This window comes from Galbibacter marinus (assembly GCF_000300875.1).
GTDB classification, from domain to species: domain Bacteria; phylum Bacteroidota; class Bacteroidia; order Flavobacteriales; family Flavobacteriaceae; genus Galbibacter; species Galbibacter marinus.
In genome coordinates this window covers 63,969-84,455 of the sequence record NZ_AMSG01000012.1, presented here as the reverse complement: position 1 = coordinate 84,455, position 20,487 = coordinate 63,969, and the positions used below count along the sequence as shown (strand labels likewise).

General features: G+C 36.8%; 17 protein-coding genes, 1 other RNA gene and 1 pseudogene. 12 read left to right on the top strand and 7 right to left on the bottom strand.

Annotated elements, in window-relative coordinates; genetic code table 11:
* Window positions 1-534: 534 nt before the first annotated feature.
* The 3 genes from I215_RS09905 to I215_RS09895 are packed head-to-tail and all read left to right on the top strand — an operon-like array spanning window position 535 to window position 4,057.
* Window positions 535-1,023, top strand: a complete 489-nt coding sequence (locus I215_RS09905; RefSeq protein ID WP_008991822.1) for a SixA phosphatase family protein — start codon at window positions 535-537, stop codon at window positions 1,021-1,023.
* A complete protein-coding gene (gene ppk1, locus I215_RS09900) occupies window positions 1,024-3,132 on the top strand; it encodes a polyphosphate kinase 1 (protein WP_008991821.1) in 2,109 nt (702 codons plus the stop codon).
* A gap of 7 nt (window positions 3,133-3,139) precedes the next feature.
* On the top strand, window positions 3,140-4,057 hold the full coding sequence (locus tag I215_RS09895) for a Ppx/GppA phosphatase family protein (protein ID WP_008991820.1): 918 nt from the start codon (window positions 3,140-3,142) through the stop codon (window positions 4,055-4,057).
* 10 nt (window positions 4,058-4,067) lie between these two features.
* Here the strand turns inward: I215_RS09895 and miaE are convergent, their stop codons facing one another.
* The gene (gene miaE / locus I215_RS09890; RefSeq protein WP_008991819.1) at window positions 4,068-4,649 is read right to left on the bottom strand and encodes a tRNA-(ms[2]io[6]A)-hydroxylase; all 582 of its coding nucleotides are present in this window, start codon (window positions 4,647-4,649) and stop codon (window positions 4,068-4,070) included.
* 48 nt (window positions 4,650-4,697) lie between these two features.
* Window positions 4,698-6,421, bottom strand: a pseudogene (gene dnaX / locus I215_RS09885) (DNA polymerase III subunit gamma/tau).
* A gap of 97 nt (window positions 6,422-6,518) precedes the next feature.
* Here dnaX and rnpB point away from each other — a divergent pair.
* Window positions 6,519-6,819: RNase P RNA component class A (gene rnpB / locus I215_RS15725), an RNA gene on the top strand.
* Here the strand turns inward: rnpB and I215_RS09880 are convergent.
* From I215_RS09880 to I215_RS09870, 3 genes are read right to left on the bottom strand one after another with little or no spacing between them, the layout of a single operon-like run.
* On the bottom strand, window positions 6,819-7,355 hold the full coding sequence (locus I215_RS09880; protein WP_008991818.1) for an RsmD family RNA methyltransferase: 537 nt from the start codon (window positions 7,353-7,355) through the stop codon (window positions 6,819-6,821). The two genes, rnpB and I215_RS09880, sit on opposite strands and share 1 nt — an antisense overlap.
* Window positions 7,355-8,185, bottom strand: a complete 831-nt coding sequence (locus I215_RS09875) for a DUF3822 family protein (protein ID WP_008991817.1) — start codon at window positions 8,183-8,185, stop codon at window positions 7,355-7,357. Before I215_RS09875 ends, I215_RS09880 begins: the two co-directional genes overlap by 1 nt.
* Window positions 8,166-8,810: a hypothetical protein gene (locus I215_RS09870; protein ID WP_008991816.1), complete on the bottom strand. Its 645-nt coding sequence runs from the start codon at window positions 8,808-8,810 to the stop codon at window positions 8,166-8,168. The genes I215_RS09875 and I215_RS09870 overlap by 20 nt, the downstream gene beginning before the upstream one ends.
* 110 nt (window positions 8,811-8,920) lie before the next feature.
* Here I215_RS09870 and I215_RS09865 point away from each other — a divergent pair, with 110 nt between their 5' ends.
* From I215_RS09865 to I215_RS09835, 7 genes are all read left to right on the top strand, one after another.
* Entirely contained in the window at window positions 8,921-10,348 is a 1,428-nt protein-coding gene (locus I215_RS09865; RefSeq protein ID WP_008991815.1) for an ATP-dependent DNA helicase, read from the top strand.
* A 33-nt stretch (window positions 10,349-10,381) separates the two neighbouring features.
* Window positions 10,382-10,948 carry a DUF4126 domain-containing protein gene (locus tag I215_RS09860; RefSeq protein WP_008991814.1) on the top strand — a complete coding sequence of 189 codons (567 nt, stop codon included), beginning with the start codon at window positions 10,382-10,384 and terminating at the stop codon, window positions 10,946-10,948.
* A gap of 50 nt (window positions 10,949-10,998) precedes the next feature.
* Window positions 10,999-11,727, top strand: coding sequence for a 3-deoxy-manno-octulosonate cytidylyltransferase (kdsB, locus tag I215_RS09855; RefSeq protein ID WP_008991813.1), 729 nt, complete (start codon window positions 10,999-11,001; stop codon window positions 11,725-11,727).
* Complete coding sequence (locus tag I215_RS09850; protein WP_008991812.1) at window positions 11,718-12,428, top strand: HAD family hydrolase; 711 nt, start codon at window positions 11,718-11,720, stop codon at window positions 12,426-12,428. Before kdsB ends, I215_RS09850 begins: the two co-directional genes overlap by 10 nt.
* Before the next feature lie 28 nt (window positions 12,429-12,456).
* A complete protein-coding gene (locus I215_RS09845; RefSeq protein WP_008991811.1) occupies window positions 12,457-13,539 on the top strand; it encodes an iron-containing alcohol dehydrogenase family protein in 1,083 nt (360 codons plus the stop codon).
* A gap of 402 nt (window positions 13,540-13,941) precedes the next feature.
* The gene (locus I215_RS09840) at window positions 13,942-16,968 is read left to right on the top strand and encodes a T9SS type A sorting domain-containing protein (protein WP_008991810.1); all 3,027 of its coding nucleotides are present in this window, start codon (window positions 13,942-13,944) and stop codon (window positions 16,966-16,968) included.
* Window positions 16,965-17,714 carry a hypothetical protein gene (locus I215_RS09835; protein WP_008991809.1) on the top strand — a complete coding sequence of 250 codons (750 nt, stop codon included), beginning with the start codon at window positions 16,965-16,967 and terminating at the stop codon, window positions 17,712-17,714. Before I215_RS09840 ends, I215_RS09835 begins: the two co-directional genes overlap by 4 nt.
* A 94-nt stretch (window positions 17,715-17,808) precedes the next feature.
* On the opposite strand, the gene I215_RS09830 is transcribed toward I215_RS09835, so the two are convergent.
* Both I215_RS09830 and I215_RS09825 read right to left on the bottom strand, forming a co-directional pair.
* Window positions 17,809-18,528 (bottom strand): YebC/PmpR family DNA-binding transcriptional regulator, encoded by a 720-nt coding sequence (locus I215_RS09830; RefSeq protein ID WP_008991808.1) that lies wholly within the window; start codon window positions 18,526-18,528, stop codon window positions 17,809-17,811.
* 78 nt (window positions 18,529-18,606) lie between these two features.
* Window positions 18,607-18,906 carry a 4a-hydroxytetrahydrobiopterin dehydratase gene (locus I215_RS09825; RefSeq protein ID WP_008991807.1) on the bottom strand — a complete coding sequence of 100 codons (300 nt, stop codon included), beginning with the start codon at window positions 18,904-18,906 and terminating at the stop codon, window positions 18,607-18,609.
* 244 nt (window positions 18,907-19,150) lie between these two features.
* Here I215_RS09825 and I215_RS09820 point away from each other — a divergent pair, with 244 nt between their 5' ends.
* Complete coding sequence (locus I215_RS09820; protein ID WP_008991806.1) at window positions 19,151-20,098, top strand: phosphoribosylaminoimidazolesuccinocarboxamide synthase; 948 nt, start codon at window positions 19,151-19,153, stop codon at window positions 20,096-20,098.
* The last annotated feature ends 389 nt before the right edge of the window (window positions 20,099-20,487 follow it).

Here is a 20,487-nt window from a genome sequence, read left to right as displayed (position 1 = left end):
ATCGACACGCCGTGATCAATGGGTTTTACGCCCTGGTTTATAAAATCACAACCTAATGCTAATTATTTCTAATTCAATATTTTAGCGAAGAGGAGTGTTATCTCAACCTTACAAGTAATTGTAACCTACATCGTTGCTCCTTGAATCTCAGGGCATGGGATCTGCCGTATGTGGGTAGTCACTCTCTATATATAAGGTGTTGGCTATAGAAAATTCAAATTTTAGAGTTGGTCAATTCCTATAATTTTGGATTATTATAATTACTGACCAAAAAGATATATTATATCTCAATTTATTTTTAATGTCCTATAATAGTTAGAAAAATTTCAATCAAAACAGTAGGCTAAATACGTAATTTTAACGATATTTATTGATTGTTTACGGGCATTACTCCCTCTAACTTTTTTGACGAACTTTTGAATAATTAAACTGTAGTGGAACACCGTTATGGTAGTCTAGCTTTTTATTCGAAAATAATACGTTCGTCAATTAAGTCATTCATATCAGGGTTTAATTATAAAACAGGTTCTTTATATGAAGGAAGTTATTCTAATAAGACACGGAAAATCATCTTGGGATTATCGGGATGTTTCGGATAGAGACCGACCCTTGTCAAATCGTGGGATAAAGGATGCTGGGAGTGTATCGAATTATCTAAGAGAAAGAATTGAGGTACCAGAATTGGTCTATAGCAGTGCTGCGAATCGTGCATTACACACCGCTATGATTTTTATGCGTGGTTTAAATGTGGATCCTAAAAAGGTTATGATATCTGAAACGCTATATAGTTTTTCTGATCAGCCTATAATAAGGTTTATAAAAAATTTAAGCGAGGACTATGATCGTGTTATGATTTTTGGTCACAACCCCGCATTTACATCAATTTCTAATTTTTTGGGAAGCAAACCCATCGATAATCTACCCACATCTGGAGTTGTACAAATGAAGTTTGAGGTGCCCCGTTGGGAACAATTAAATAAAGGTCTAACCGAAATCGTCGTATTTCCAAAGCTATTACAATAAATGGATCAAGAAAAAAACCAATACATAAATAGAGAAATAAGCTGGTTACATTTTAATGCAAGAGTCTTACAGGAGGCTGCTGACCCTAGTGTCCCACTTATTGAACGACTTCGGTTTCTAGGAATTTTCTCTAATAATCTTGATGAATTTTTTAAAGTACGCTATGCCACGGTTAAAAGAATCGCCTTGTCGGGCAAGACAGGGAAAAGTGTTTTAGGTGGTGCAAAGGCTAAGGATCTCATGGAGGAAATCACTCAGATTGTGATTAACCAGCAAACCGAGAGTTTAAAAATTCTAAGTGATATTGAAAAGGAGCTTGAGAACCAGAATATTTTTATTATCAATGAAGATGAGGTTAGTGAGGATCAATGTAAATTCATCAAAGAATATTTTTACGAAAAAGTAAGTCCATCATTAGTAACTATTTTACTTAATGATTTGGATGAGATCCCAAATCTTAAGGATAGCGCAGGATATCTTGCCGTGAAATTGATTATGAAACATCATGAGGAGGTAAGTGAAGAAGCTCCTAAAGTTGTTCGTTATGCCTTGGTAGAGATTCCTAAGACCATCGATCGTTTTGTGGTCCTTCCAAATCAAGGGGATCGACAGTATTTAATTATATTGGACGACTTAATTAGATATTGTTTGAATAGTATATTCAACATATTTGATTATGAATCCTTATCAGCTCATATGATAAAAATCACTCGTGATGCAGAACTTGATATCGATAGTGATTTGAGTATGAGTTTTATCGAGAAAATCTCATCAAGTGTAAAGAATCGAAAAATCAGTGAACCTGTTCGTTTTGTGTACGACAAAGAGATCGAACCCGATACTTTGAAGTTTTTAAAAGAGAAAATGCGAGTTGATGATACAGATAGCGTTATCCCAGGAGGGCGTTATCACAATCGAAGGGATTATATGGGATTTCCTAGCTTAGGCAGAAAGGATTTGATGTATGAGAAATTTCCACCTTTACCTGTTCATGGACTAAGTCATCAGGGGAGTTTGTTTGCTGCGATATCTAAAAAGGATCACTTACAATACGCACCCTATCATACCTTTTCAAACGTGGTGCGGTTTTTAAGAGAAGCAGCTATTGATCCCCAGGTTAAGAGTATTAAGATTACAGTTTACCGACTTGCTGAAAATTCACAAGTAGCAAGTGCCTTGGCTAACGCCGCTAAAAACGGTAAGGATGTTACGGTTCAAATAGAATTGCAAGCTCGTTTCGATGAGCAGGCCAATATTGAATATGCTGAACAATTGCAATCAGAAGGGGTGAAGATGATCTTTGGTGTTCAGGGCTTGAAGGTTCACAGTAAAATATGTGTGATCGAACGACTTGAAGAAAAGGGTAAACTTAAACGTTATGGATTTATAAGTACTGGGAACTTTAATGAGTCTACGGCTAAAATATATACCGATTATACTTTATTTACCGCTGATCAAGCTATTTTAAAGGAGCTCAACAAGGTCTTTGACTTTTTTGAAACCAATTATAAAATTAAAAAGTACAAGCACTTGATCGTCTCTCCACACTATACCAGAAGAGCCTTCATTAAATTGATTGATAAGGAAATTGAGAATGTCAAGGCTGGTAAACCAGGGTTTATTAAGATTAAGATGAATAGTTTTACCAGTTATGATATGGTGGATAAGCTCTATGAGGCTAGTAGAAATGGTGTTCAGGTGCAGCTGATAATCAGAGGAATTTGTTGTTTAATTCCTGGGGTTTCTGGCATGAGTGAGAACATTGAAGCCATTAGTATTGTGGACAGATTTTTAGAGCACCCTAGATTGTTCATATTTGGTAATGCGGGGGATCCAAAGATGTATATCTCTTCTGCGGACTGGATGACTAGAAATTTAGATTTCAGAGTAGAGGTGGGTTGTCCTATTTACGATGAGGATATTAAGAAAGAACTTTTGGACACCTTCGATATCTGTTGGAAGGATAATGTGAAGGCTAGAATCTTTAGTGAAAAACAGGATAATGCCTATAGAAAGCCTAATGGTGAAAAGGTTCGCTCACAATTCGCTACCTATGATTATTATGTGAAAAAGAAAGAGATCTTTGATAAGGGCTCTACTAAAAAATAAGGAGTTGATGTTGAAAATACGAAAGTTTGCTGCCATCGATATTGGTTCCAATGCCGTCAGACTACTGATTAATAACGTGATAGAGTATCCTGATAGTCCTACGCAGTTTAAAAAAAGCGCTTTAGTACGTGTTCCTGTTCGATTAGGAGAAGACTCCTTTACTGTGGGTGAGATTTCAAAACTAAATGCTAGTCGAATTATCGACACCATGAAGTCATTTAAGTTGTTAATGAGAGTTCATGGCGTTGAACATTATATGGCTTGTGCGACTTCTGCTATGAGGGAGGCTAACAATGGAAATGAACTCGTTGATATCATCCGACAAAAAGCTGGTATTGATATTGAAATTATCGATGGTAAAAAAGAAGCGGCCATTATTGCCTCTACGGATCTATATAGTTTATTGGACAAAGAAAAAACTTATCTCTATGTTGATGTAGGTGGAGGAAGTACAGAATTTACCATATTTGATTGTGGTAAAATTGTAGAATCTAAATCCTTTAAAGTTGGAACGGTACGCCTTTTAAATGAGATGATTAGTAAACAAACTTGGTCGGAGATTCAAAAGTGGATCACCAAGGCATCTAAAAGGTATAAGAAAATTGATATTATCGGTTCGGGTGGGAACATCAATAAACTCTTTAAAATGTCAGCAAGTAAGCCCGGTGAAGCCTTGTCGTATGTCTATTTGAATTCACAGTATCAGTTTCTTCAGGAGCTGACTTATGAACAGCGGATTGCTGACTTAGGGCTTAACCCCGATAGGGCGGATGTTATCATCCCAGCGGCTCAGATTTATCTCAATGCCTTTAAATGGAGTGGTGCGAAAAAGTTACACGTTCCAAAAATAGGTCTCTCTGACGGGATTATAAAGCTACTGTATAGTCAGCAAAAAAATCAAGTAAATAGTTATTTAGAGAACTAACTAATTCGGTTTAACCGTGGATGGTTTCTTGTTTTCCAAGATCTTTCATAATTTGTGCCTCAAATTCTAAAAGGTCTTGCCATTTTTTGTTCACCACATCTACCTCTTGGTACTTACGTGCAAATCCTAAAAACATAGTGTAATGGTTGGCTTCACTCACCATTAAATTTCTGTAAAATTCCCTGAGTTCTTCTTCCTTTAACTCTTGAGATAACAATCGGAAGCGTTCGCAGCTTCTGGCCTCAATAAGTGCTGCATATAAGAGGCGGTTTACTAAAAACTCTGTTCTACTGCCTCCTTTTGGAAAGAAGGTCATTAGTTTATTGACGTATTCATCCTTTCTATCTCGGCCTAAAACCCAACCACGGGCCACAATTTTATCATGGACCATTTTGAAATGACTGATTTCTTCTTTTACCAGTGCAGTCATTTCTTGAACCAACTCTGTATGTTCTGGAAATTGTACAATGAAGGATATAGCAGTGCTTGCCGCTTTTTGTTCACAGAATGCGTGGTCGGTAAGAATCTCTTCGATGTTCTTCTCAACAATATTTACCCAGCGTGGGTCGGTAGGAAGTTTTAAGCCTAACATAAGCAATGATTTTAAGCAAATATAGGACTTGAAAAAGGAATGCGAAAATTAAAGATCCAAATCAAATTCTTTTCGCAATTGGTCAATGAGCGGATTTAGTTCTTGAAGTTTAGCATATTTCTCCTCTGCGGTGAAATGGTATTTCTGGGTGATGGATTCATTAACGGTAATTTCAAGTTCTAATTGATAATTATTCATTGACTTTTTTAGGTATTCCATCAGCGGAAATTGATCGCTTTCTACCTCTTTTTTTAATGTATCATTGGCAAGCTCAATTAAGATGATGTGATCATCTTTTTTATATGGAGTAGTAGAGCCTAATGCTGAACCAAGGATTTTACGCCCTTCTTTGTCAATCAGCGCCACATAGTCTTCCCAGTGTTTTTGTAGGCTAGATTCCGTAAAGGACTCACTTGGAAGATCATCTGGGTCAGTTACTTGTTGCTTTTTGGCTTGCTCAAGCTCTCTTTTCTTCCTGATGCCAGAGAGTGACAAGGCGGATACTCTGTTGGCAGCATTTGGATTTGTCCTTACCTTGGGGGAAGAATTCTGAGTTGGTTTAAGATGCTCAGTTTTCTGAGTGGTTCGGAGAGGTTGAGCGGTTGGCTGAGCTTGTGCAATGGGTTTTTCTGTAGTATTTTTCACCTTGGCAACCGTAGCCTGAGATCCAATACTGCGAGCTGGTCTTATGAATTGTTTAGCTTTTTTTTTTCTCCATCATAATTGATAGAGGCTAGTTGCATCAGGCAAAGTTCGACTAATAGCCGTTGATTTTTACTGCCGCGATATTGAATATCACAGGTATTGGCTTTATCGATTCCTTCGATTAAAAATGTCCTTGAAGCTTTTTTACTTTGCTCTAGATATTTTTGTTTTGCCTGTTCGCCAACTTCAAGTAGACTAATGGTTGCTTGATTTTGGCACACCAAAAGGTCTCTAAAGTGGGATGCTAAACCATTGATATAATGCTGAGCGTCGAATCCTAATGAAAGGATATGGTTAAATGAAATTAGTAACTCTGGAATGTTGCCCTCCAGTATGTAATCGGTAGCTTCAAAATACGTTTGGTAATCAAGTACGTTAAGATTCTCAGTAACAGCTTGTCTTGTGAGATTCTTTCCTGAGAAACTAACAACGCGATCAAAGATGGATAAAGCGTCACGCATCGCTCCATCAGCTTTTTGAGCAATGATATGAAGTGCGTCATCTTCTGCTTCCACGCCTTGCTGCTCGGCAATGTATTTTAAATATTCTTTGGCATCAGTAACCGTAATTCTCTTAAAATCAAAAATTTGGCAACGTGAGAGAATTGTTGGAATTATTTTGTGTTTTTCCGTTGTGGCTAGGATGAAAATAGCGTGTTTTGGTGGCTCCTCTAAGGTTTTCAAAAACGCATTAAAAGCCGCAGAGGATAACATATGTACCTCATCGATGATATACACTTTGTAAGTTCCTATCTGTGGAGGAATACGAACTTGATCAATTAAGTTTCTAATGTCGTCTACTGAGTTGTTCGAAGCAGCATCGAGCTCAAAGATGTTGAAGGCGAAATCTTCATCTTCACTTTGGGCACTTTTCTCATTGATCTTTTTTGCTAGAATTCGTGCACAGGTTGTTTTTCCCACTCCACGGGGGCCACAAAACAGCAATGCTTGTGCCAAATGATTGTTTTCAATGGCGTTGAGTAAAGTGTTAGTGATGGCCTGTTGACCAACTACATCCTTGAAGGTTTTCGGTCTGTATTTTCTAGCAGATACTACGAAGTGTTCCATTAAGACAAATGTAAAGAAATTGCTTGTTTAAACCTTTATTTTACCTCATATTTTACATTTTGTTATTAACAAAAGGAGTTAAAACATTACTTTTGCGCGAGCAGGTCACCTTATCGCCATATTAATATGGAGGAAAGTCCGGACACCATAGCGTAGCATAGCGGCTAACAGCCGTCGGCCGAAAGGTTAGGACAAGTGCAACAGAAAGCAAGTACAGGTAATGCTGTAGTGAAATCAGGTAAACTCTATGCGGTGCAACGTCATGTAAACTAATGTTTGAGGGTTACGCGCCCGATGTTAGAGGGTAGGCGGCTAGAGTCTTGTAGCAATGCAAGACCGAGATAAATGATAAGGACTCTTTTTTGGGGACAGAATCCGGCTTATGACCTGCTTATTTTTAAAATTCAAAAAAGCTAAAAGTACTCCCACCGTATTTTCGTTGCTGAACAAAGCCTTCAAGATCGCTTAGATCAGTGTGCTTGGAATGTTCGATAATAAGGCTACCTTGTTCTAACAGCAAATCTCTTTCTTTAACAAGCTTTGGGATTTTAGCAAAGGATTCTTTGGTAAAATCGTATGGCGGATCTGCAAAAATAATATCGGCCTTGGCTAGGGTCTTTTCTAAGTAGGTAAATGCATCACTTTTAACCGGTGTGATAGGGAAGGATAACTCTTCTTTAATTTTAGAGATGTACTTTATACAGCCGTAGTGAGCATCCACAGAGGTTACTTGTTTTACACCTCTACTTGCGAATTCAAAACTGATGTTTCCAGTTCCTGCAAAGAGATCAATAATGTGTAACTGCTCAAAATAGAATTGGTTGTTTAGAATGTTAAACAAAGCTTCCTTAGCAAAATCAGTCGTTGGTCGAACAGGTAATTTTGCAGGTGCAATGAGTCGTTTTCCTTTGTATTTCCCAGAAATAATGCGCATTAAAAACTATTTAGTATGATCATGGATTTTAAACGGTCCTCGGTGTTGAGGTGCTTGTTGAAAACTTGGACCGCAGGTAGGCTATTTCCGATTTTTACATCTAAAATGTATTGATAGGCGATCTGGTAAAGCTCACTTTGCTCGTCGATTTGACCTAAAAGGTGAACGGCTACTTTTTCCGGATTTAAGTTCAATTGCTCAATGGTGAATAAGAGATAGTAAATAAAATCCTCTTTTTGATGGTAGGTGAAGGTATTGTAGAGCCGTAGTTGCTTTTGATCGGTGACGATGATCTCAAAATGTGTTTTACTAATATGGGCGTATAGGGTAGGTTTGTCACCTTTTTTGGCCTGATTAACTAAGGTTTCAATTAGGATGCTAGAGGCGTGTTTGTATTCAAAATCACCAAATTTTTCAAAGAGGTAATTGTTTACATTAGTAAAGGGGACATAGACATTGTAAATCTCGTGCTGACCAATGGCGTCATAACTCAAGTAATCGTTTTCAAGAATTTTGACATCGTATTTCAAGTAATCAGAAAGATTGCTTTCGTTAAATAAGGGTTTTGGAACCACTGCTGAGAGCTCATTTTCATGAATAGCTACAACCTTGTCAAAGGCCATGTTTTGATTCTCTGGCTTATTAAACCAGTTTTCTAGATGTGGTATAAGGTCCTCTGGGACCGTTGTGTTTTCCAGCTCGATATTGTCAAGTGAGTGGATTTCTTTGGTAGATGAGTCTAGGATACAAAAAGAAAGTCCACTCAAACCAAGTTGAATGGACAGTTCTTTATGTGTTTTATTTAATGTATTATTCTTTCTCAGTGTCATAATAAGGTGGCCAGTTAGCATTTGTGCTTACTTTTGTAAGACTACCTACTACTATTTCAGGGCCGTTTACCTCTTCTACAGAAATAGCTGCTTTTTCATTAAAAAGAAGATCTTTTGGTTGATCATATAGTACTATAGCCTTATCAACTTTCACTTCAAATACAGGTGCGTTAAATCCATTGGCATCAATAGTCGAGGCTTCCATTTCGAATTTCTCGTTGTTTTGACCGTATGGAACAGTTGCTAAGTTTTTATATGAATCGTCTCCAAATAAAGAATCTTTAACTGAAACAAAACCTAAGGTGTCTATAATTCTTACCTCTCTCTCCATGTCAATACGATAAACTTTATCATATTCCATGAAAGAGGAGTCTCTTTGTTGTGTAATAGTGAATTGAGCAGTATCGATAAATTGAATTAAGCTTGGGAAATCTTTAGCAAACTTTCCAGTTACCCTTCTGTGTGCTACCTGAGCATCTCGGATGTCTTTTAATTTATCAATCACCTTGGTATATCTTTCTTTTTTAACTCTGTCAAACTCAATAGGCTCCATTACTGAATTATAAATCTGATACGCGAAAAAGATGCTTATAAGCCAAAGAGCAATTGTAATTACTGTCTTCATTTTCAATATTTGTATTAAAGAGGTTTTAGGCAAATCTACAATTTTTTTTTATTCATGAAAGCCAAGAGCAAAAAAAACATCAGTAATTTTGCTGTTCAAGTAAAATATCCATGGATCCAAATTTATTTCTCAAAGTATTATTAGAAAAATTCCCTCACCATCCAACTGCTATTCAGGAGGCCGTTTTGGGACAATTAGCTGATTTTATATTTTCCAATAACAAGGATGAGGTATTTATGTTAAAAGGTTTTGCTGGAACAGGTAAAACAACCATTATAGGAACGCTAGTGAATCAATTATGGCAAACTAAACGCAAAGCTGTGTTACTAGCACCTACTGGTAGGGCAGCAAAGGTGATCAGTAATTATTCTAGGCGTGAAGCTCATACGATTCATCGGCACATCTATTTCCCTAAGCGGGATAAGGCTGGAGGGATAAAGTTTGTCTTGGCTCCAAATAAACGTAAAAACACCATTTTTATAGTGGATGAGGCATCCATGATTTCAGATACGGCCTCTGATTCAAAGATATTTGATAATGGTTCTCTTTTAGATGACCTTTTAATGTATGTGTATTCTGGACATAATTGTAAACTCATCTTAATTGGGGATACGGCGCAATTGCCTCCAGTGAATTTAACACTGAGTCCGGCTCTTAATGAAAATACGCTTTCACTGAACTATAATATGGAGGTGAAAACTTTGGAGCTAAACGAGGTTGTTCGGCAACAATTAGATTCTGGAATTTTATTTAACGCTACTTCTTTAAGAGAGCAACTAGCTAGTGAATTTACTGATGAGTTTCGTTTTGATATTAGGGATTTTAAAGATATTGTTCGTCTTGTTGATGGCTACGAAATTCAGGATGCGATAAATCAGGCGTATTCACAGGTCGGAAAGGAAGAAACCGCTATTATAGTGAGATCCAACAAACGAGCCAATTTATACAATCAACAAATCAGGGGTCGAATTCTATTTTTGGAAAATGAATTAGCCCCAGGAGATTATTTGATGGTTGTGAAAAACAACTACTTCTGGTTGGAAACTTCCTCAGATGCTGGTTTTATTGCCAATGGAGATATCGTTGAGGTTCTTGAGATTTTTTCATTTAAACAGTTATACGGCTTTCGGTTCGCAGAGGTAAAGGTGCAAATGGTTGATTATCCAGATATGAAGCCCTTTGAGACGGTACTGATGCTAGACACGTTGGATATCAACAGTCCTTCATTGCCTTATGAGGATTCCAATCGCTTGTATCAGGAGGTCTTACTGGATTATCAGGATGAAACCTCCAAGTATAAGAAGTTTTTAAAGGTGAAGAAAAACAAATATTTCAATGCCCTTCAAGTAAAATTCTCCTATGCGGTGACCTGTCATAAAAGTCAGGGTGGGCAGTGGGATACAGTGTTTGTAGAGCAGCCTTACTTGCCTAATGGCATAGACAAGGACTATTTAAGATGGCTCTACACGGCGGTAACTAGAGCGAAAGAAAAATTGTACCTCATTGGCTTTAAGGATGATTTTTTTGTTGGAAATTAAGGAAATACATATCTTTAGAATCAAATATATGCAATGACATCAGAAGCTATTATAAGTATCTTTCTGGGGATTGGCTTGGCTGCCTCGGTTGGATTTAGGGTCTTTTTACCTTTGTTTGCTATGAGTTTGGCAGCTTATTTCGATGTTTTACCCCTTAGTGAAAACTGGCAGTGGATTGGAACTGTTCCAGCTTTATTGGCCTTAGGGGTGGCTATGTTTTTGGAGATATTCGCCTATTACATTCCTTTTGTCGATAATGCCTTGGATAGTATTGCAATCCCTTTAGCGGCTATTGCAGGGACTGCTGTAATGGTCTCGACAATGGCTGATCTCTCACCAATGATAACATGGGCCTTGGCCATCATTGCTGGTGGTGGAACCGCTAGTGTGGTGAAGAGTGCCTCTGCAGGTACCCGATTAACGTCTTCTGTTAGTACTGCAGGGCTTGGTAACCCAGTGGTTTCAACCGTTGAGACTGGTGGGGCAGTGGTGATGTCGTTGGCCTCTATTTTTATGCCTTTAGTGGCTATAATTTTGGTAATCATAATTTTAAGCGTCTTATTTTGGTTTTATAGAAAACTAAGACCTAAGACTGAGTAAATTCTCAATATTATCTGTATTTTTGTTTATTCCTAAAAGTGTACATTTTTATGAAAATAATTTCAATGATACCAGCTCGTTATGCGGCATCTAGGTTCCCAGGAAAGTTGATGCAAGATCTCTCTGGGGAAACGGTTATACTCCGTACCTACAAAGCAGCTGTGAGAACTGGTTTGTTTGATGATGTGTTTGTAGTCACCGACAGTGAGATTATCTATGATGAGATCGTCAAAAATGGAGGGAAAGCTATCCGTAGCATCAGTGAGCATGACTGTGGAAGTGATCGTATTGCTGAGGCTGTAGAACATATGGATGTCGATATTGTTGTCAATGTACAAGGAGATGAGCCTTTTACAGACCGAGAAAGTCTGGAAAAGGTGATTCAAGTATTTAAAGAAGATACGCTTAAAGAAGTTGATCTTGCATCGCTTATGACTAAAATTGACGATTGGGATGAGATTAATAATCCTAATACGGTAAAAGTCATAACTGATGAGCGCAATTTTGCCATGTATTTTTCACGTTCTCCTATTCCGTATCCTAGAGATAAACAAACCAATGTGTCTTATTATAAGCACAAGGGAGTGTATGCATTTAGGAAGGATGCTATTGTTGATTTTTACCATCTTCCAATGCGTATGTTGGAAGCTACGGAGAAAATCGAGGCCATACGCTATTTAGAGTATGGAAAGAAAATTAAAATGGTTGAAACCGACAGCGAAGGAATAGAGATAGATACCCCTGAGGATCTAGAACGTGCAAAGAAGGTATGGAAATAAAACAGGATAAAATTAAAGTTATCGGTTTTGATGCAGACGATACGCTTTGGGTAAATGAGACCTATTTTAGGGAGACTGAGCATGAATTTGCAAAATTGCTATCGGGCTACGAGACAGAGAATAAGATTGATCAGGAGCTCTTTATGATGGAAATAAAAAATTTAGAGTTCTATGGTTATGGAATTAAAGGTTTTGTGTTGTCAATGATAGAAAGTGCAATTGATTTGTCAAATGGTAAGGTTTCTAATGCAACCATTTCAAAGATTTTGAATCTTGGTAAAGAGATGCTTGCTAAACCAGTGGAGTTAATAGATGATGTCGAGTTGGTTTTGAGTAGTTTAGTAGATGACTATCGCCTTATTCTCCTGACAAAGGGGGATTTGTTAGATCAGGAACGTAAAATGGAGAAATCGGGGCTGTCTAAGTATTTTCATCATATTGAAGTATTGAGCGATAAAAAGGAAGAGAATTATAAAAATTTACTCGAACATCTTGAGATAGAGGTGGATGAGTTTTTAATGGTAGGCAACTCACTAAAATCTGATGTCTTACCACTTATAAATATTGGAGCGCAGGCTATTCACATACCCTTTCATACGACATGGGTTCACGAAGAAGTGAGTAACCAACAGGCAGGTGGTTCCTATTGTAGTGCAGAGGGAATTAAGGAGATATTGCCTTTGTTAAAAAAAGTAAATTGATTGTTTAAAGTTAATTCAAAAAGCATAGATGAAGTTTAAGAATTTTCCGATGGTACCCAGAGTGATTTTTGGAAGAGGGTGTTTTAGTCAACTGCAAGAGATATTAATGCCTAGACGTAAAAACTCAGAGGCGCCTTTTATCTTTTTGGTAGATGATGTGTTTGAGTCTAACCAAGAGTTAATTTCTAAAATCCCACTGTTATTCGGTGATAAAATTATTTTTATTCCAACTGATGAAGAACCGAAAACAGAACAAGTTGATGTCTTGGTTTCTAAGATCAGAGAATATACGACCCAGAGTCCTTCCGGGATTGTTGGTATCGGTGGTGGAACTGTGATGGATTTAGCCAAGGCTGTGGCTATTATGCTTACCAGCAATGGAAAGGCAGAAGAATATCAAGGTTGGGACTTGGTTACACGAGAGGCCATTTATCACGTGGGAATCCCAACAATCAGTGGAACTGGAGCGGAAGTTTCAAGAACAACTGTGCTTACAGGACCGGAGAAGAAATTGGGTATAAATTCAGACTTCACACCATTTGATCAGGTTGTATTAGACCCTGAACTTACAAATGGTGTCCCGAGAGATCAGTGGTTTTACACTGGTATGGATTGCTATATCCACTGTGTGGAGTCTTTAAACGGAACTTATTTAAATGCCTTTAGTCAGAGTTATGGTGAAAAGGCGGAAGATCTTTGTGACGAAGTATTTTACAACGGAAAACTTTCCAAGGAAGAAACTCAGGATAAACTAATGATGGCCTCTTGGCACGGAGGAATGAGTATTGCTTATTCTCAAGTCGGTGTAGCCCATGCGATGAGTTACGGGCTATCTTATCTTCTTGGAACAAAACATGGTTTAGGGAATTGTATTGTTTTTAATCACTTGGAGGAATTTTACCCAGAAGGAGTTGCGAAGTTCAAAAAGATGCAAGAGCGTCACGAGATTGAACTGCCTAAGGGTCTGTGTGCAAATCTTTCTGAGGAAGAATTTGAAACCATGATTAATGTCTCCATGGGAATGGATCCTTTATGGGAAAATGCCGTTGGTAAGAATTGGAAAGATACCATAACTCGTGTAAAGCTTAGAAATCTTTACGAAAAAATGTAAGTATAACCCTGTTTTAACGCTAAGGAGCCGAGTTTTACGAGAAGTTAAAAACAATCCTAGTTTCGGTAGATGTTTGCTAGTGAAGCAAATCCCAGTGGGAGACTGTATTGTTTTTTAAAGAACCTATATTAGTTCTTACTAAGGATTTAACTACGTATAATAAGATAAATACGTCAACTTGTTGAGAATGAAATTTTTGATCGAGCTAATCTTATATAGGATTTTTTTTATTATATTTGGTGTTATAGGAAATAGATCTAAGTGCCTGAACCTTTGCTAAACTACCTGCCTGCTACGACTTTTAATTTGTCATATCCCTTATGTGTTAAGGGGTTCTTGGCTTTTTTTAAAAGGGTTTTAAAAGGCTATTCATATAAGTCTATATGGATTTTCATCTGTATTTTGTTCTCTATTAGTAATTATGCTCAAGACACTATATTCCCTACCAAACAGGTTACTTTCGGGAGTAAAATTCATACCAATAGAGATGAGTTGAGTCATACCTTTAAAGATAGCCAAAAAAATATCTACTTGATTGGAACTACAGAGAACGATTTCACTTTTAATGATATACAGATCATAAAATTAAACTCTGATTTTAGTGAACTATGGAGTCGAACGTATAGTTTCAATACCAATTTTTCTTATGATAGGGTAACAAGTGCACATATAGATTCTCAGGATAATCTGATTTTGGTATGTAGAAGCGCTATGGATAAAGTGAACGAACTCTATTTTATTATAAAAGTGAGTCCACAAGGGAAGAAACTTTGGGAAATACCCCTTTTCGACTATTCTCTTCCTGCACCTATTAACCCATTTCTATTTCATGCTACACTTGACGAAAATGACAATTTGCAATTTGCATATGCCAATTGGCATTACTATGCTGAGAAAGAGGGGGTTGTTTATTTTATAGAAGTTTCAAGTGAAGGTCAAATTACGAAGTCGTACAATGCTGTAGATTTATTCCCTGAAGTAAGTGTTGATAATAAATTTGTAATTGAATATCACAAGGGATTTTATTATATGATTGCCTCGCTTACAGATGGAAATCATAGAATTATGTATTATAAGTTCAATGATATTGAATCTTTTTCTGCCGAAATTGAACTTCCTCCGACGGTACTTGAAAATTTGGAATTTACACCTTTTACAGATGCATCGTTGGAATACCGTGAGAAAACTGGTTTGCAATTTACGGCATTTGGTACTTCACATGATCAATTATTGCTTTTAAATTTGGACCAGGATGGAAGTGTGAATTATATTAAGGAACCTGACCTAAATAAGGAAAATTATACAATTGGACATTTTTTTGATGAAAATGATGATATCTGTGTCATTAGTAATCAAAAAACAGTCAGATCTTCTGAAGACTTGGAATTGGTACTCGAGAAATTTAATGACCAAGGTGAGCTTATTCAGACGATGTCCGTTCCTGGAGAAATAGGAATGATGTCATACGTTGGGTCATCATTTATTGGTGTATATACCGTGACTAACAAGCTATTAAAGTATAATTATGATTTAAGCCTAGTGTCAGAAACTCAATTAAAGCCAATTAAAGTTAGTGAATTTGTTCCCAGTTGCATACTTTTCATTGACGAGGATAGTTTTTTAGGAGGAACGAATCTGTCTATTGGTTATGAAGGTTCTAAATACTATTCAGAAAATGACTGGAGTTTTAAAAAAATTAGTAATGGGGCGGAAATCAATGAATTTCAATTTTCTGGTGAAGGTACTTCAAAAGCCGGTCATACCAAATCAATACAACGTCAGAACAATGGAAATTATGTAGTAGCAGTTTCTGAGAAAACAGGACCTGATAATTTCAACTTAGGTGGATCTCGATCACCCTCTTTATCCCACATCTTGACCTATTCTAATGATTTGGAGTTGATAGAAAAGCAAACAGATGTTGATAATGACATATGGGATGAAAAGTCAAACAATAGTGTTTCTTTTACTAGTGGCTCAGATTCTTATGAATATTATTATAATAGTAATTCCTCTGAAATCACCTTAACTAAAAATGGAAATGAGGTTCTTTGGACTAGAATCTGGAACGGGGACCTTCATACACCTAGTGGCTTCGTAATTGATTCCGAAAATTCGCTGATTTTTAGATCACTCTTATATAACCAGGCTTTTCCACATTTAAATAAACTTACAATTGATAATGTAAGGACGAGAGTGTCTGTAGATAAGAATCCTTTCAGAATAATCATGTTGGATAACGATTGGGTTTTTACTAGTAATAGTACTTCCATTCGAGTGTATTCCAATGATTTTGAATTGATTAGTGAGTACCCCATAGCGTATGATTATAACATGGCAAACTATGCACCATTTATGCAGAAAAATAATAAAGTAATTGTCCATACAACATTTGATAATATCTTGAGAGTCTTTTCTCAATATGGGGAGTTTGAAAAGGAATACATATTTCTCGGAGATTTACATGATCCAAACGCATTTTTTGAAGGAAACGATTTGGTCGTCCTTGCTTCGATTGGAAGTTTTATCATAAGTGAATACCAATGGCAAAGGGCCGTTGTGAATAAATATGAGGATTTTGTAACTAAGTATATTGGAGAAACCTCTTATGGTGATCAGGATGGGGATGGAGTAAGCGATTTTATTGATAGGTGTCCCAAGACACCAAAGGGTAATTCTGTAAATGAATTTGGTTGTAATTCAATTGTATTTAATGTGGACTCATTTAGTGTTATAAGTAGTTCGGAGTCATGCCCTTCAAGCGTTAATGGTACTATAGAGGTAAGTGCCAAAGATAGTCATAATTATACGGCAGTTCTAATGAATAATGGTTCTGAAATTGGTGTTAAATCCTTTACTAATAGTGTAATTTTTAACGATTTATCTGCTGGGCTCTATTCAATTTGTGTAAAAGCAGATGGTTTAGGTGAAATTGAGCAATGTTATGAAATTAAACTAAATGAAGTGCAACCGCTTTTCGTTGAAGCTAAGGTGAATGGTACGTCAAATAAAGTAACTCTCAGCATGAAAGGGGCAGATCAGTACACAGTAACTTTAAATGGTGAGACATTTATAACCTCATTAGAAGAGCTTGATCTCACTTTAAATGAATTTGAAAATACCCTTAGTGTTGAAACCAAGAGTGCTTGCCAGGGTGTTTATGAAAAGACCTTTTTGTCCTCTGATGAAATCTTAGTTTATCCTAATCCGGTGACAGATGGTGAATTGAATATCGATATAGGATCTACAAATGGTGATCCTGTGGTCCTAAGTCTTTATGATGTCAATGGTAAGTTTATTCTTTCGCAGCGCAAGATTCAAAATAGTAGTGTTATACAATTAGATATAGAGGGATTATCGCCAGGAATGTATTTTTTAAATTTAGATATGAAGGTGAGTGAAAGAACATATAAAATTATAAAAAGATGAGGCTATTTTCTACCATTATAATTTTTGTTGCAGCTACTTATATTGTAGCGTGTAGTTCTGATTCTGATATACCAGATTCTGTGCCAGAAACCCTTCCTGAAAAAGAAATTGAAGTACCCGTCTCTGCACCTTCCCCAGCTCAATTAATTTATCCACTAGATAACACAGAGTGTATAGAAGGTGAGATAGAAAATGATCAGTACAGCAAAGTAAAATTTCAATGGAGTTCCTCAGAGAATACCAATAGTTATAAGTTAGGAATTCGAAATTTAAGAACAAATCGTACCACATTAGAGGAAACCACCGAAAATTCAATGATCATTTCTATATTAAGAGGGACACCGTATGAATGGTATGTTATTTCTACTGCTGAAGGCACTAATGAGACTTCAATAAGTGAACGGTGGCAATTCTATAATGCTGGTTTGGGAGAAGTTTTGTATGCTCCTAATCCAGCCGAATTGGTTTATCCAGAAGATAAATCAATTAAAGTGTATAGTCAAGATGACACGAGATTGAGATGGAAAGGCTATGATATTGATGGTGATATTTTGGAGTATGAGGTGTATTTTGGTGCTGAAAGCCTACCTACAGCCCCTATTGCAATACTATCTGACACTATATACGAAGGGATGTTGGAGAAAAAAGATGTTGGAAAAACCTTCTATTGGAAAATTAGGACAATTGATTCACATGGGAATTCTTCTATGTCTCAGATTAATTCGTTTACCTATTTTTTAAATTGAGTACCGTAATTCAGTTTAACAGGAAAAAAATAAGGGAACCGCTTTTTGCAGTCCCCCTTTTATTTTAAGTAATTGCCGTGGTTTCGCAAGTGAATTAATCTTCTTGTTCTTCCATGGTGTGATACACATTTTGTACATCATCGTCTTCTTCTATTTTTTCTAAGAGCTTCTCCACATCAGCTACATGGTCAGCTTCTAATTTCTTAGTAACCTGTGGGATTCTCTCAAAACCAGAAGATAGGATTTCTACTCTTCGTTCTTCTAGTTCTTTTTGAATGGCACCAAAGCTTTCAAATGGAGCGTATATATGAATGCCATCCTCATCTTTAAATACTTCTTCTGCTCCAAAATCGATAAACTCCAATTCCAGTTCTTCAGGGTCTATTCCTTCTGCTGGAATTCTGAAGTTACAGGTATGATCAAACATGAATTCTACGGAGCCACTTGTACCTAAACTTCCATTACATTTATTAAAATAACTACGAATGTTCGCTACTGTTCGATTGTTGTTGTCGGTGGCTGTCTCTATTAATATGGCAATACCATGAGGTGCGTATCCTTCAAATAGTACCTCTTTGTAGTCTTCGGTGTTTTTATCGGAAGCTCGCTTAATAGCCCTTTCAATATTGTCTTTGGGCATATTAGCAGTCTTGGCATTTTGAATAACGGCACGCAATCTAGCATTAGCATCGGGATCAGGTCCGCCTTCTTTTACGGCCATTACAATGTCTTTTCCCAATCGTGTAAAGGTTTTGGCCATAGCTGACCAACGCTTCATTTTTCTCGCCTTTCTAAATTCAAAAGCTCTTCCCATAAGGTGAATTAATTACTGTTTTATTCCACAAAAATAACCAAAGACTTTAGAAATTGAAAATCTAGAGAATTAAAGTTGTTATCCTTGTATTATTTTTTCGATTTGCTCGGCAAGTTCAAAATCTTTATCGGTGATTCCGTTCGAATCATGGGTGTAAAGCTGAATACTGAGGTTGTTATACGTATTACTCCAATCTGGGTGATGGTTTAATCGTTCCGCTTCAAAAGCAATTCTGGTCATCATTGCAAAGGCATCAGCGAAATTTTTGAAATCTAGTGAAGTGACTAAAAAACCTTCTTGATAATCCCAGTATTCTAACTTGGAGATGCGATCTTCTATTTCTTGTTCTGTGTATGTTTTTAAAGGATTTGCTTTCATGAGTTGCGCTTTTTTACAGTTTATAAAAGGTGTTTAATCAAAGGCGTTAGCCTTTATGATCGGTTTCTAAGGAGACCACCAGCTGTCCTTCCACAGTAAAGGTACGTATAGTTTTAAATTCTCTAAAGTTATTGGCTCTGGAATTGAAGTTAAATTCTTTTTAAAACAAGCAGGTTTATGGGTGTGTTTTAAAGGTTTCAAAAAAAAATATCACTTATATTTGTACTCAAATAAAATGCTTCTTATGAGTCAAACCATTACCAATACAGATTTTACATTTCCAGGTCAAGAAAATGTTTATAAAGGAAAGGTACGCGAGGTGTATAATATAGATAATGAACAGTTGGTTATGATTGCAACTGATCGTTTGTCTGCTTTTGATGTGGTGATGCCAAAAGGGATTCCTTTCAAGGGCCAGATTTTAAACCAAATCGCTACCAAAATGATGGAGGACACAAAAGATATTGTTCCGAATTGGCTGGTTGCTACTCCTGATCCTAATGTTGCTGTTGGGTATCTTTGTCAACCCTTTAAAGTTGAAATGGTAATCCGTGGTTATTTATCTGGTCATGCCGCTAGAGAGTATAAGGCTGGTAAAAGAAGTTTGTGTGGTGTCCCAATGCCAGAGGGAATGAAAGAGAATGATAAGTTCCCAGAACCTATTATAACTCCCTCAACTAAGGCTGATCAAGGGGATCATGATGAGGATATATCAAGAGAAGCTATTTTGTCCAAAGGGATTGTAAGCGAGGCGGATTACTTAGTGCTGGAAAATTATACCAGAGCCTTGTTTAAAAGAGGGACAGAAATCGCTGCAAAACGTGGACTTATTTTAGTGGATACAAAATACGAATTTGGTAAAACCAAAGACGGTGAGATCGTATTAATTGATGAGATTCACACTCCTGATTCTTCACGTTATTTTTATGCTGATGGTTACAAGGAGCGTCAATCTAAAGGAGAAGCTCAAAAGCAACTCTCCAAAGAGTTTGTTCGCCAGTGGTTAATATCTAAAGGCTTTCAAGGGAAACCTGGGCAAGAAATTCCAGAAATGGATGATGCATATATCCAATCAGTTTCTGAGCGTTATATAGAATTATACGAAAACATCACAGGTGATACTTTCATTAAGGCAGATGTGTCGAATATTCAAAAACGTATTGAAGAAAATGTCTTGGCATATTTAAAGTAGTAGTACTGATAAGTGGACTTTAGTTGACAGGTAATTGCTAAGTAGCTCTAGGATTATTAACAGCCATTGAAGCTCTGTTTTAGTATTGATCTGTATATTTGGAAACAACAGCATTTAGGTTTTTTCTATTGCTTTATCAGATTTGAAATTAATACGGGAAATATAGTTTTGCTCCACCAAGTTCAGTCTTATCGGTAATCGAGATTTGGTCACCTCTAAAAGGTATGAAACTCAATAGGACAGTGTGGAATGTTTTAAAATTAGTTGTTCTTTTTTTGAGTCTCTTTGAACCAGTTGGTGTTTATTGGGAGTATGATGTATAACCAGGTCAATTACAATGCGCACCCTAATTCATTCGCAGCCTTAACAAGCCGTTGTAAAACGACCCA